The organism is Nitrospirota bacterium (assembly GCA_040754395.1).
GTDB lineage: Bacteria > Nitrospirota > Thermodesulfovibrionia > Thermodesulfovibrionales > SM23-35 > JBFMCL01.
On sequence record JBFMCL010000005.1, the window covers coordinates 57788 to 71937 of the forward strand.

13 protein-coding genes are annotated in these 14150 nt (G+C 49.6%); 4 read left to right on the top strand and 9 right to left on the bottom strand.

Annotated elements, in window-relative coordinates:
• Positions 1-58: 58 nt before the first annotated feature.
• Genes AB1552_03845 through AB1552_03870 form a run of 6 tightly spaced genes read right to left on the bottom strand, consistent with a single transcriptional unit; the run spans position 59 to position 8355 of the window.
• Positions 59-601 carry a signal peptidase I gene (locus tag AB1552_03845; protein MEW6052908.1) on the bottom strand — a complete coding sequence of 181 codons (543 nt, stop codon included), beginning with the start codon at positions 599-601 and terminating at the stop codon, positions 59-61.
• Entirely contained in the window at positions 579-1472 is an 894-nt protein-coding gene (locus tag AB1552_03850) for a hypothetical protein (protein ID MEW6052909.1), read from the bottom strand. The genes AB1552_03845 and AB1552_03850 overlap by 23 nt, the downstream gene beginning before the upstream one ends.
• A gap of 26 nt (positions 1473-1498) precedes the next feature.
• Complete coding sequence (locus tag AB1552_03855) at positions 1499-1678, bottom strand: hypothetical protein (GenBank protein MEW6052910.1); 180 nt, start codon at positions 1676-1678, stop codon at positions 1499-1501.
• Positions 1679-1694: 16 nt separating this feature from the next.
• Positions 1695-2765, bottom strand: a complete 1071-nt coding sequence (locus tag AB1552_03860) for a radical SAM protein (GenBank protein ID MEW6052911.1) — start codon at positions 2763-2765, stop codon at positions 1695-1697.
• Between the two features lies 1 nt (position 2766).
• Positions 2767-3072, bottom strand: a complete 306-nt coding sequence (locus AB1552_03865; GenBank protein MEW6052912.1) for a PqqD family protein — start codon at positions 3070-3072, stop codon at positions 2767-2769.
• Positions 3073-3078: 6 nt separating this feature from the next.
• The gene (locus AB1552_03870) at positions 3079-8355 is read right to left on the bottom strand and encodes a C25 family cysteine peptidase (GenBank protein ID MEW6052913.1); all 5277 of its coding nucleotides are present in this window, start codon (positions 8353-8355) and stop codon (positions 3079-3081) included.
• 385 nt (positions 8356-8740) lie between these two features.
• Between AB1552_03870 and AB1552_03875 the strand changes: the two genes are divergently transcribed.
• The 4 genes from AB1552_03875 to AB1552_03890 are packed head-to-tail and all read left to right on the top strand — an operon-like array spanning position 8741 to position 11477.
• On the top strand, positions 8741-9640 hold the full coding sequence (locus AB1552_03875) for a TraB/GumN family protein (GenBank protein ID MEW6052914.1): 900 nt from the start codon (positions 8741-8743) through the stop codon (positions 9638-9640).
• Positions 9641-9672: 32 nt separating this feature from the next.
• Positions 9673-10146: an NYN domain-containing protein gene (locus AB1552_03880; GenBank protein MEW6052915.1), complete on the top strand. Its 474-nt coding sequence runs from the start codon at positions 9673-9675 to the stop codon at positions 10144-10146.
• Entirely contained in the window at positions 10146-11036 is an 891-nt protein-coding gene (locus AB1552_03885) for a phosphatase PAP2 family protein (protein ID MEW6052916.1), read from the top strand. The genes AB1552_03880 and AB1552_03885 overlap by 1 nt, the downstream gene beginning before the upstream one ends.
• A gap of 33 nt (positions 11037-11069) precedes the next feature.
• A complete protein-coding gene (locus AB1552_03890; protein ID MEW6052917.1) occupies positions 11070-11477 on the top strand; it encodes an Ig-like domain-containing protein in 408 nt (135 codons plus the stop codon).
• 22 nt (positions 11478-11499) lie between these two features.
• On the opposite strand, the gene AB1552_03895 is transcribed toward AB1552_03890, so the two are convergent.
• From AB1552_03895 to AB1552_03905, 3 genes are all read right to left on the bottom strand, one after another.
• On the bottom strand, positions 11500-11682 hold the full coding sequence (locus AB1552_03895; GenBank protein MEW6052918.1) for a hypothetical protein: 183 nt from the start codon (positions 11680-11682) through the stop codon (positions 11500-11502).
• Between the two features lie 14 nt (positions 11683-11696).
• A complete protein-coding gene (locus tag AB1552_03900; protein ID MEW6052919.1) occupies positions 11697-13202 on the bottom strand; it encodes a 5'-nucleotidase C-terminal domain-containing protein in 1506 nt (501 codons plus the stop codon).
• A gap of 146 nt (positions 13203-13348) precedes the next feature.
• A complete protein-coding gene (locus tag AB1552_03905) occupies positions 13349-13963 on the bottom strand; it encodes an outer membrane beta-barrel protein (GenBank protein MEW6052920.1) in 615 nt (204 codons plus the stop codon).
• Positions 13964-14150: the final 187 nt, after the last annotated feature.

Below are 14150 nucleotides of genomic sequence, written 5' to 3' on the forward strand. Positions count from 1 at the left end.
GGATGACGTGAATTACTGATGGGACCGGGAACGGAGGAGATACTCGAACAGCGGGGATTCAGAGAAAGGTTTTTTTGACGAAGCTGCGCAATGAGGGGGAGATTGAACACCGCTGGATCATTACAAAAAAATTTGATTTTACAAGGCTTTTCTTCGCAATGAGATAATTGCTGATTCTGCGGGGAAAGGATTCCATATCAAGAGATGTTTTTCTGCCTCCTGCACCACATCTCTCCACGCTGATCACCTTCCCGAGGATATTCTCCGCACAAACCGGGTCATCCAGCCCCCTTAAGGCATCTCCCTTTGTCTGAACAATATTCACCTTCTCTCTCCGCTGCATTCTGACGACCCTGTGGAGCAGTAAGGAATTGTCTGCTGCGGTGAAAAAGATCAGATCACCAACCTGCAATGAAGGAACGGGAATTTGTTTGATTGTCAGGACTTCTCCTCCGTTCAGAAAAGGAGCCATGCTGCGGCCGGTTACCTTCACCCTGAGAGTCAGTCCGCTGCGCAGGATTTCTTTGAAAAGCGCAGATGTGTATGGGGTAGCAAGGTCTCCGGTAAGATCTGGCGGGTTATGCCGAGAGAAAATTTTCAAGGATATCTACCACTTCTGTGCCGGGCCTGAAATGCAGCCTGTATGCCGGCACCCGGGAAGTCAGCTCTTCACAAAAGAAGAGAATGTGCGGCATTATCTCGCGGTCGTACCAAGGGACGGATACGACTGCGATAAGGCTCTCAAATGCCTCCCGCTGAGTTATCTGCTCTATCCTGTTATCATCGGCGTGTGCAAGGAAGAAAATTCCTTCCAATACAACGCTTTTATTCATCGCGATTCCGCCTTCTCCCGGCCAGGGCGTACCGAATACTCTGAATGCATTATCTGTCATTCTGACAGCGACTCTGTCATCGCTGAGCATATCAGCATATGCTTTTTTCACAAACTGCCGGGAAAGTGTAGTCTTCCCGGCGCCGGAACGCCCGGGAAAGATATAGCCTTTTTTATCAATAATGATCCCCGCTGCATGTACCAGAGCGCCTGCCCGCTGTGCAAGGTGATACATAAGAAGGATCTGGTCAAGGGGGTATCGCACGGGATTGGAGAGAAAGGGGCGGCCGTCTTTTTCAATCGCGAGATAGTCGCTGCAGTATACGGTTACCTCTGCAATATCATGATTCATTCTGGCGAGCCACAGAGGATGTTCCGAAACAGGGGGATTATACAGGACGCAGTAGTCGGAACCATCACGGAACATCGCCCATGCCTGTTCACTGTCGAAGATTTTGTTCATCCGGCCGGTGTCGGGTAGGGGAGTAGTTTCAAGAGAGATCCGCATATCGGCAGCAGCGACTGGTTCAGACACGAAAAAAGTCACATATGCTGGATCGTCATCCAGTGCTATCCCTGCATGATTGCATTGAATGTGCATACGGACAGACGCGATGTCCAGATTATGGATATCCGGCATGATTAGTTCTTTATGGATGAAAAATCCTATGAACCTGCTTTAGAGCACCTATGCGCCATGCAGGGAGGGGGCTTTATCGGGGCAGCCCCTGACTGGCTTGTTTTGCATCCTATTGCCAATACTTCGTCCGCAGTCAACTCAATTACCCTGAGCATTGGTTTCTCATATACAGGCTTTGTAGCAGTGTGTGTAAAATCGTCTTTCATTCCATCCCTCCTTTTTTTAGGGAATTTCTTGTATCATCTGAAAACGGGATCTGCCGAGGGCACAGAGATATGCGGAAGGAGCATCTTCGGAATTGTTCTCGAGCCTGAAAAAGGCCGGGCAGTATCCGCACAAGATTCTGTTGCTGCATGCCCTGCAGACATGGTCTGATGCAGGTTTTTTCTCCATGAGTCGGGGGATGACCATATTCCATCCCTCAATAAATCCCCCTTCTCTGAGGTCGAAACCAAGTTCCGTTGGCATCAGACAGGGCTGGAGAATGCCGTTTGGATCGATATAGAAATCCGTAACGCCGGCACCGCAATAATAGACCGTTTCCAGCGATGAAGTATCAGAATATCCCGCATAGAAATCCTTCCAGTCCCTGCTTCTGTCATCGTCTGCGAATTCGAACGCAACTGCATCTTCTGGAGGGACGCGAAGGGTTAGGGGTGATTGATCGCCGTCAAAACACGGAAATATTGCCGGGTCAAACCGGAACTTTACTCCCAGACTTCTCGCAAGGTTTTCCATGGCATGAAACTCATGGCGGTTCAGGGTCATGAGAATGGTTTTGAGTCTTACTGCGATGTTATGTTCGAGCAGTGTTGTGATCCCTGCAAGGCATTTTTCAAATGAGTCCTTTATGCCGGTGATATGTTCGTACGTTGCGGCAGTGGCTCCGTACACGCTTATCTCAACGGACTGGGGAGGCAGTTCTCTAAACAGGGCAGCCACGTCATCGGTTATCAGCGTCCCGTTCGTAAAGACACTCACCAGTATGCCGTTCAGTTTTATGTGCCTGTAGATATCAGGGAAATCCTTGCGCAACAGCGGTTCCCCGCCGGTAATCAGGATATCAAGGCAGCCTGCGGCTGTCACGTCATCGATGACAGACAACAGATGCCCTGTGTCCATCTCGCTCATGCCGTTTTTTTGCGCAGCAGGGATATAACAGTGCACGCACCTGAGGTTGCAGCGATGCGTAATGTCCAGGGTTCCGGATAAAGGAACACGCAGGGCTGTGAGCCTGTTGCTGAACCATTGGAAATATTCCTTATTGCTGAGAGTTGAGGTCGAACATTCCATTTTATTCTTTTCTGAGAATCAACCCTTCTTTCAGAAGCTGGGCGATGAACTCCTCGATATCGGCATCTGCCTGCCCCTGGCCGCCCTCAAAGTGGCTGATGGTTTCACTCCGGATATCACCGAGCGTTTTTCTGCCATCCAGCTGATTCCACACGAATGCAGCCACAGGATTCAGTGCAAAAATCCTCTGCATATCAGCCAGTTTTCCCTTGACCGGAACAAGGATGGTTTCTCCCGCGATCGAGCGGTGAACAATGTCCTCCTTCTTTACAAAGGTTTCCGACCAGATTCTGCCGTCAGTATGCATTATTGTCTATTTTAGTCTCAGTGCCGGGTCACCGGTAACGCCGTATAAGTCCATTATATATCCGGAGACACCCATTATGCCACCCTTTTCCAGGGTCTTGCGGACAATGTCTCCGAGGACTTTTGTATTGTCCACAAGATATGACTGGAAAAACGCCTTGTCCAGAGCGACCGCTTCAGGATTCATGGACATCCCGCTTGGTGAGAACACCGCAATAGCTCCCCCGTTCTGTTTCAGGATCAGCGCTTCACCCAATGTATCCAGCCCGGGGACCGTATGGTCTCCGGTAAGGCAGGTCATGGCGGTCAGAACAGGGAGACGCTCCATGTTATTCATTAAGGCAACATCATCTGTTGTCAGGAGACCGTCCTGGGACAGCCGGTCGAAGCCCGCGTGACCGATATAATTCAGCACCACGGCCCCGCGGTTGATGCCGTTCAGGGTAAGACTCCGTGCTTCCGACACGGAATGGTCAGAGAGATAGATTTTTTCTGTCGTATACTGGGAAGGTACAAGCGCAGCAACCGCATCGCTGTCTGCAGGGAAATTCCCTCCGGGTTCAGGATAATCGGCAAGCATGAGAATACGGTTCTTCCAGTCTCCGCCTGACGAGCTTTCATAGGAAATTATTTTATTCAGCAGATTCTGGAGTTCCTGTGAGGAAACCGCAGGCAGTCTGCCTATCGACATCTCAGGCACATGATCTCCGTTTACGTCAGCATAACGGTTGTCTGAAGGGAACAGGCCGTCAGGTGTGCCGATGATGAAAGGAGGCATGAGATTCGTTCCGTATCCGAGCCTGTCCTTGTAATCTTCCGTGCCCTTTCCTGCAAGCGCGACATAGCGGGGTGCCTTATTCCAGCTGTAGTAGGCATATGCGAGGAATTTCCTGATTGCCTCAGGTGAAAAGATACTGTCGCTGAATTCGTCCATGATGTCTTCTATCTCTACCACTGCGGTTTTCAGTCCCTGGGATTTCCGGTAGTCTGCAAGCGCCTGTGATGCTCCCTTGAGTTCCTTCGGGGTGATGACCAGATAATCGGCGCTGTTTGTCCTGCTCCTGAGCTGGGAAGGATGGTCCGCAAGGACAGAAAGAGGAGATTTGATGGCTTTGGACGAGAGTATAAAATATACAGAAGCAGGGGATGACGGCATGAAACTTGCGCGGTAATTGCCGGGTCCTTTACTGTCAATTGTCGTTCCTTGTATGAGTTTGACCTTGTCCGGTCTGGTGACATCGAAAACAAGGATTTTCGGGTCGGTAAATCCTTCGGCAGTCACTACAGGATTCCCGTTTGCTCTGGCGAGCAACTGATCATTTTCCGCTCTGTAGAGCCGGTGATAGCTCAGATCAAGGGAATCGATATACACGATGCTGTAAGGGACACCTGCGTCGAGCAGACCGTTCAGTCTCACGGTATTATTCCCGTCGGTCAGGTGTGACTGGCTGAAAGAGACGCTGAAAGTGTGCGGCTTGGCGCCATACCAGGTGCTTTCCCCGATTTCGGTGCCATTCATGCTTACAGACACATGATGGTCTGTGTTCGTCGCGCCCACGAGGTTGACGGTAAGGATCGCACTGCCGGATACCCCGGCAACTCCGCCCGCATTGATATCAATGCTGATGCTGCCCCAGTCGGGGTCGTCAGCGACTATATAGTCCCATAGCCAGTAATCGGACTCAGGATCAGTGAATAGGCCTGTTGCGGTCCAGAGGTCTTCCTCATAATGGACTGTATCGAAAAATGTCTGTACAACAGAAGCAGGAACAGGGCTCCTTCCGGAGATGCTCTCCATGAGCATTGCTTTGCCTTTTTCAAGCCGGTAGACATTCTTGTCGGTATAAAGGCTTTCAATACCCACCCCGTAGAAATAGATTCCTGCGTTGTTATCAGCAACCAAATAGGCGTGATCCTTTCCACGGTTCTTGAGGCTCAACTGACTGCTTAGCGCAGGATTTGCAGTGCCGCCCTGGAGCAGGAAAGAGATATCAGCCTTATTGATGAAATAGAGACCGTTTTCTCCTACCGTTATCTTGGCGGCTGCCGTCTGATTCGGGGCGGCAGGGGCGGGCGGGAGCGAGGGAGACGGTTTGCGGGAAAGTGCGGAATACCTTGATTTCTCTGTGTCCTGAATTGTTCCGCCTGCGAGGATTCCGGCTGTTGCCTGTGAGACGCGGCGGGCAGAGAGCTCATGTGCAGTCCTGCTGTATCCGGCATGCCGTTTTCCGCTCATGCCGAATGCTGAGAGGTGATTGTTTGCCTGTACTCGGTATGGTCCATAGGTGTTGTTTTTCCCGCTTGATTCAATCTCGACAAGCAGATACTCATAGGAGTTGCCGGCAAATGCATTGTTGTCCACATATCTGTAGGTGCCTCCCTGGGGAGCAGTGAGCAGTCCCGGAAGAAGTCTGTCATTGACCTGCAGATATTCCCCCGATGCCTTATCCAGGCGGTAGAGATAGAATCCGACAGTACCTGTTTCAGATGCAGTTGTCCAGGTTACCACTGTCCTGCCGTTCTCAACTCCTGCCGAGAATGAGGATATGACCGCACGGGTGATTACGAGCTGCTCACAGATCTTTGCCGTCTGATTGTAGCTCCAGTCGTTCGTGGTGTTGCTGTCGAATCCGTCGGATGTTCTCCTGATCGACCAGCCGGGAGATACGGTGCTTACATTCACAAATGCATCGTCCTGCCATATCCCTTTTGCGACCGCAGGAGAATCGTCTCCCAGAAAATCGGTATCCAGGGTGATGGTGGAACTCCATGCCACATAGTCTACAACCTCTCCTCCGGAATTATAGAGCAGTATCTGGTCTGATGGGGAGGAGTTCCGCGGGTCTCCGAAATCATCGGACGGGAAAGAAATGCACACATCATCACCGCCTGAACAGTTGCTGTCAGTGGCGCAGGGAGTGTTCGATACCGCGCAATACTTATTATACGATTGCGCAAAAAGATAGTATGTGCCATTCACCTCTTGATGCTGCGGCACTATTTCGTACAGGAAGACATAGAGTTTCTGCCGGGAAGCCAGCATGATGTCCGCATTGTTGAACTGCGGGATGGTAAACGTGAACCCGTCGCCGTCGGTAATCCTGTAACCTGTTACATTGACCGCTGCAGTTGAGGCATTGTAGAGCTGCACATATTCAGTCTGACAGCTTTGTTCCACGATTTTTTCCGGATAAAAAAGCACCTCATTGATGACGATCGCAGGGGCATTATATTTTGCGGTATCTGTTTTATTATTGTTTGTGGGTTCATTATCTCCGTCATTGCAGTCCTGATAGGTGACCGTGAGGATATCCCTGTCGGACGCTTCGAGGAGACCATTGTTGCGTACAAACGTTCCGGTAAAAGTTGCGGTTGTAAGCAGAGAGGGTATATTTCTGAAAACTCCCGACCCCGGAGAGGTCTCACGGAGGGTGACCGATTCGGAGTCTCCGCTGGAACTCGTGATCGTGACGGTTAATGCGATCGGTGCTGTACCCCCGGCGCAGTTCGTAAAATCGACTACCTTCAGATAGACCTGCTGACCGGGGCCGTAGAGTTCAACGTCAAGTGTGCCGCCGATGTCAGTAAAATATACCCTTCCTCCGCCGGGGACAACGAAAAGGGTTGCCCTCGTGGTTTCAGTGCGCGAGGAGCCGCCGCACTGGTAGTTATAGGTTGCAGTGACCGCACCGCCGTCATTGTCCTCCCAGAGACTGTCATTCGGAAGAATGGGTAACACGGCAATCATTGTATTCAGTCCTGCAGTGTTGCGGAAGACCCCGGTATTATTTCCGGTCTCGGTCAGCGTCAGTGTCTGGCTGTCATTTCCCGAGAGGCTGACAGTGATTGTCTGCTGGGTGTTCGGGTTGGTATTGGCAGAAAAATCCGTAATCGTTACATAGAGCTTATCGCTGGTCCACTGGTTGTTTGTGAGGACGAAATTCTCCGAGGGAAGTCCGTTTGCACGGGTGAACTGAATTAACGCATCGCAGGTCCCGAGCATGACCGCCTTGTCTGTCACGGTATATGCCCTTGAATTTGTATAGGAGACATATATGGTATTTTTTGAAAGCACTTCAAGGGAGCCGCTGTTATCGCTGTTATTGAAGTTGCCGTCAGATACTACCGTCTGGAGTATGGTGCTGCCTGTTCCCTTATTGACAAAAATTCCGGTATTCGGGCCTGTTTCACGGAGCCTGACCACTTCATCATCTCCGGTGACGGGATCCGTAACCGTTACATCTACAAACTCCTCAACACCTGGATTTCTATTCGCAAAACGGTCATTCAGATAAATATACACATTGGCGCCGATCGAATAGAGACTGACAAAATTGAGGTTGACATCGGCAAATTCGATAATCGGTGTGCCCTGGGGGATGATGATGTCACCGAATGTGATCGGATCTGCGTCAGAGAGATAATTCAGATCCATCATCCAGTCCTTCTGCAAAGGATCCTGATTCGATGCTCCGGTCGAGAAGACGAAGGCAACAGGGGAATCGGGATACAGCAACTGGTTGCCGTTGCTGTCCTTGAACGCGGTCATAGGGATCTGCTCCTCGATAAAATAGTCCCCGGTGCCGTCGTTTGCCGGTATTACCCGGGTATGGGACCTTCCCGGAGATCCTACGGGGCAGGACCCGGCGATGTCTCTGTTATATGCCCTGAAAAAATTTACCCTGACACCCTGCTCGTCCGGGTTGAGGATCTGGCTGTTGCGGTTGTCGTACAGCACCTGAAGCCTGTCGTAGTCCTTACTTGTCGAATCGTATCCTCCGTCAATGTCGATCCAGTATTCCTTGTACCCGTCTGCATCAATGTCAAACAGCACATTCCAGTGGTATGATTTGAAATCGTTTTTGTTTGTGGAAGGGTCTCCGGTCAGGCGCATGCGGAAAAAGATGTAATCGTCATTCATTGTAGAGAGATTTGTCGGATCATATTGAGTGTCTCCGTCGTAGTACCCGAAAGAAGGCGTGGCGTTTGGCCCGGGATTAATCGATGATGTGGCGCCGGAAGCAAGGTCAGTTGCTTCTGGCGGGACATTCGCCTGCCCGTGAGAGGGGTCTCCGGAGCCTGTTGACTCATGATCGCGTATGATCTGGCCCTTATAGGTATAATCTGCGGTATATCCCGGACTGTTGAACTTGTTCCAGTCAATCGCACAGTCGTTAAAGCCGGCATATGCGGGAAGGGCTGTAATCGAGAGTACAGCCAGGAAAGAAAACAGTCCTGCAAGGGAAAGAATCCCCTTGTGCCTATTGTGTTTCTTCAGGTACATGCGTTACCTCCATTGATGCAATAATATTTAATCTCAGTCTATTTACGAGCGAATATCAGGAGTCTACAATTGTCATACAATATACGCAATATGTCATACTAAGCAAGCTTTATGCCCGTTATCTGTCCCTTCATACCGGAGTCCGATTGACTCCATAAATTCGCAATCGTCTTTTCTCTCTCTTTAAGTATGCGACTTTATGGGATTTTTTGCATCCTACCCGGGTGGGGGATGCGAGGTTTTCCTTGCATGTAGTGCTTGTGGGGCATACAACACTGCCATTTTTTGTCATGTAACCCACAATGTTTCCCCTGTTCTCCGGAAAACACAGGAAATCTGTTAATATATTTTCCTGGTTCTTAGAAAAACCGCACGATGGAATGAAATGAAAAAATACCGCAACGGAATTCTGTCTCTGGTTCTTGTCCTCCTTGTGCTCGGCGTATGCGTCCCTCTACTCCATGCGGGTTCCGGTGATGACAAGAGTTTTCTCTGGGAAGTCCGTTCGGAAGAAAGCACGCTATATCTTTTGGGTTCCATTCATTTCATGAAGAAAGATGCATATCCTCTCGGTGAAACAATCAGGAATGCGTTCGAAAAAGCAGATATCCTTGTTGTTGAGGCGAATATTGACGATGTGAGCAAAGCAGACATGCAGAAATTGCTCGAAACCGCATTCTATCCGGGAAATGATTCGCTGCAAAACCATGTCTCGGGGGAGACCTATGAACTGGTGAAAAAGAAATTTGAACAGTTCAATATTCCCCCGCTGATTCTTGACAGGCAGAAACCCTGGATTCTTGCCTTAACACTCGAATCCCTTGAGCTTGCCGGACTGGGGTACACTCCGGAGTACGGAATTGACATGCATTTTCTTACACTTGCTTCCGGAAAAAAGAAGATCAGGGAGCTCGAGAGCATTGACTCCCAGATAGCCCTTCTGTCGGGCTTTCCCGACAGAGATCAGGAAGCTCTTCTGTTGTATACGATGAAGAATCTGGAATCGTTCGGAAAGGAAGTGGATGGTCTGGTTGCAGCATGGAGATCAGGGGATGCAGAACGCATGGAATCCCTGATAATAAAGAGCATTCCGGATGACCAGCGACTGGCTGCCATTTATGAGAAGATCATTTTTGAAAGGAATACCTCAATGACTGCGCGAATCGAAGATTTCCTGCGGACAAAAGAATCGTATTTTGTTATCGTGGGAGCAGGACATCTGGTCGGCTCAAGGGGCATTATAGAAAGGCTGAAACAGAAAGGATACCGCGTAACTCAGCGATAACAGAGGGAGGTGCTGAGATTTCCCATATAATCATCGACGGGTATAACCTCATCGGCATATACCATGAAGACCTGAAAAGGCAACGTGACATGCTGATCGAAAGCCTGATTGCCTACAGAAAAAGAAAGGGGCATGACATCACGGTGGTGTTTGACGGATGGAAAACAGGGCAGGGACATGAACATCATGGAGTCACCGGCGGTGTGCGTGTTATATATTCGGGGATCGGGGAAAACGCTGATGCGGTCATAAAGCGCCTTGTCTCCTCTGTCAAACGCCAGTGGATCGTTATTACGTCGGACAGGGATATCGCTGACCATGCATGGTCGAGGGATTCCGTGCCGGTGGCATCAGAGGATTTTCTCCGAGTCATTAGCAGAAGGGAGCCGCCGTATGATGAAAAAAACGGACCCTCGGAGGAATATCACAGACCTTCAGGGAAAGGGAACCCGAGAAGGATCTCCAAAAAGGCAAAGGCTGTCGGAAGGGCTCTGAGCAAGCTTTGATGGGCGGGATCACAAGAAACCTCGGGAAACAGAGACCAGGAGATACAGTAACCATTCTCTTCCTCATGTTTCTTTTTTTTCTTACGGTACTGTTTTATCCCGTCATACCAAAGGCACCTGTGCTGCTGCTCCTGTATTCCGGCCTTCTTGCAGGACAGATCATGTTCTTCAAACTGAGAAACAGCGGGAAGTTCCTCAGTTTTTTCTATGATCTGATATTTCCGACCATATGCGTGCTTGCAGTTTTTGACAGTCTTGAGTGGGTTGTGCACTACGTGAATCCGGAGGATATTGACCCGCTGCTGATCCGGCTTGACTATCTGATATTTGGCAATCATCCTACCGTGATGCTTGAAAGCGTCATGCACCCTTTGATGACAGATCTGCTGCAGATAGCATATACAACATACTATTTCATTCCGATAAGCCTCGGAGTGCTCCTTCTGCGAAGCAATCAGAGGGAAGAATTCAACAAATCATTGTTCCTGATTCTGTTCTGCTTTTATCTCTCCTATCTCGGCTATCTCCTTTTTCCTGCCCTTGGTCCGAGATTTACCATAGCCCATCTCCAATCGGCGGAACTGCAGGGGCTCTTTGTTACCGAACCACTGCAGAACCTCCTGAACAGGCTTGAGGGAATAAAGAGGGATGCGTTTCCCAGCGGGCATACCGGCATTGTGCTCACGGTGCTCTATCTTTCCTACCGTTACAGAAGAAGGTTTTTTCTGGTGGTTTTCCCTGTTGCGATGGCCCTTCTGTTCTCGACAGTCTACTGCCGCTATCATTATGTGGTGGATGTAATCGCCGGATCTGTGTTAACCCTCATAACCATAGTTTTCGGCGAATGGTACTATGCGTGGTGGAAGAAGACGCGTGCCCTGCATTCATGATGGCGGACGGAGAAATCTGGTACAATACCAGGCATGAAATTCTCTTGTGTCGTGGTTTTCTCAATCCTTCTCACCGCCTGTGTTTCTGCGGGACAGACATCGGAATTGACCGCGCGGGAAACAGCCCCTGTGGTGGTGAACACTCATCCCGAATCAGGCGCTGAAAACGTTGCCCCTTCGCTGTCTGAAATACGCGTGACCTTCAGCAGGGAAATGATGGACAACAGCTGGTCATGGGTGCAGGTGGCACCTGAGAATTTCCCGAAGCATATCAGCAATCCCCGGTATCTTGAGGACGGGAAGACGTGTGTTGTCGACGTACAGCTTGAACCGGGAAAAACCTACATCATATGGCTGAATACCCAGAAGTTCAGAAATTTCAGGGATAGGGGGGGTAATCCTGCGGTGCCGTATCTGCTTACATTCGACACACGGCATTAGGAAAAATCTGCACAAGCCTGCCTCATTGCTGCCGGGATTTGGTGAATATCTTTGTACCTTCTGACAGCGCACCGTCAAGACCAACCTCATTTCCCCATTCGTCGTATACCTTGCATGATTTCTCGATCTCCCCAAGGAGACCTGCGCGGAGCAGTGCGTGCCTGACCTTCATGCCTGGCAGTATTTCGTAAGCTATGTTGTCCACAAAAACCTTCATGCTCAGGGAATTTCTCTGATCCTTCCTTCTGTCAACGGGGATATTCTGCATTTGTCTTTTATGTATTCGATAACAACATCTCTTATCCATCTGCTGGAGTCATTGTAGACGAGTTTTTCGCCGGTCATGACTCCGCCGACGAGAGAGAAATCCTTTGAGGATTTCAATGCTTCCCCGAAGGCACCGTATCCGTCACCTCCTGCCGCAAGGAAATCATTTGTGGCAACATGGTATTCCCTGTCCGGTTCCATCTGTTTGCCGCGGATAATAATGTCCCTTACCCGGGAACCGGGCTGCGCTGAACGGACGTAGGAGAAAGAAATACCGGAGACCTGAGGGAACCTGCCGGCCCCTTCCTCTATGGCTGATACACCGTGTTCGAGAGCCCCCTTAATCTGTTTCCCGGAGAGCCTGACCGCCACGAGGTAGTTGTCGAAAGGCAACACCGAATAGATATTCTGCACCGTCAGAGCCCCTTTCCCGATGCTTGTCCTGATTCCCCCGCCGTTGATGAGTGCCATGTCTGCACCCGAAGTTTCTCTCATGATATCCGCAATAAGGTTTCCGAGATTGGTTTCCCTCCTGCGGACATTTTCACCGTCCAGATCGACGTCAGTTTCGCCTATCGTCTCACTGAGTACGGCATCAATCTTTTTGCGGTATTTTTCGACCAGAAAACTCACGTCCCTGTCCTCGGTACCGGGTTCAGGCGAAATAATTTCCAGATGACCCTCTGACTTTACGATCTTTCCGTCCTCCATGGTGATGTCAAGGACTCCGAGCGCCTTTGCATGCTCCCAGGCCTGAAGCAATATGGTTTTTCCGGCAAGTACAGGACTGTCGATTCTGGTATGGGAATGCCCGCCGACAATTATATTGATCCCTTCAACATGCGCTGCCAGAACCCTGTCGGCCTGATGTCCGATGTGGGAGAGGACAATGATGACATCTGTCCCGGGACTGATCTCTTGGATATACCTTGTTACCGTAGTCTCTTGAGGAAGGAATGTCAGCCCTGTCACGTTTCGCGGATGAGTTGTCACCGGTGTTTCTTCTGTGACTACCCCTATGATTCCGGCCTTTATCCCCCCGATATCCTTAATGACATAGGGCCTGAGAGCATCAAGACCCTGAATGTTTGCCCCGAGGACAGGAAATTCTGCTTCCGCTATTCTCTTCCTGAGCACATCCTGCCCGAAGTCGAATTCATGATTGCCCACAACCATGGCATCGAAGCGCATGAGGTTCATCAGTTCAATGACAGATGCACCGGTCGTCATGGTTGCCCAGTTATCCCCCTGAATCATATCTCCTGCTGCAAGCAGTATGGAGGGTTTTTCGCTTCTGAGGGCATTCACTCTTGAGGAGAGATATGCAATGCCTCCGAGCACTTCATCCGAACCGAAGGGTTTATGCGGTTCGGCAAAACCATGGAAATCATTCACATAGAGGATGCGGAGCATTGACTGTTCAGCACGTGCTGCTGAAAAAGCAAGCAATACGATCACGAGGCACAAAAGCGATAAAGAAAGTTTTTTTATGGTGCACCCCTGTTGAGAGTATTTCCCCGGTTATGCGGGATCAGAACACGAAACCCGTCTGTCAATAAAAAAGGCAGAGCCATGCATGGCTCTGCCCTGTAACGCAGATGATATCAGAACATTATACCTATCTGGCCTCCGACTCTCCAGTTGTTGGCGTTGACATCCGTATCAAAATCATTGATTTCGATATCTTCGGTGATCTGGTATTTCCCATTGAGACTCACGAACACCTGTCCCATTTTGAAGACTATGTCGGTGAAGAACTGCCCGCCAAAAAGCCAGTCATCGTCATCGCCGGATATCCCGTCTGCCGATATTTTGATCTTTGCATAATTGTAGGACAGACCGGCGCCCAGATCGATGACCATAAACGGATTGACCGGTATCGCATATTTAAGGTTCAGTTCAACCGGGATATACGTGAACTCTGTATCAACCCTCACCACATCCAGTTCCGGAATAAATACATCAACTTTTCCATCAGGCTTTGTGTAGCCGACTTCCATGCCGAGGTAAAGGTTCGGGACTATTTCGCCGTATCCCTCAAGGCCAAGGTACAGCCCTTTGTCAACATCAAGGTCTTCCATGTCATTTTCGGTGAAATTAATGTAGTCGGCTTTTACTGCCAGATTGCCGAACCCGAGAGGGGCTTTTTCTGCTGCATACAGCGGTGCGGAGACAATCAGAAACGAGATGATAAGTAACAATAAAAAAATTTTTTTCATATCAAACCTCCTTTGATATTTTGATCAGTAACTGTCGTTTTTCCGCCGGATCCAGATATCACCTCCTTACCCAGTTTATTCAATAAAAAACATAAAACCTGCAACTTGTCAATAAAAAAATATTTGCGGTAAAGGAATTACATGCAGTTCATGGGAATATCCACGATTATCCCTACCCGGGTAGGAT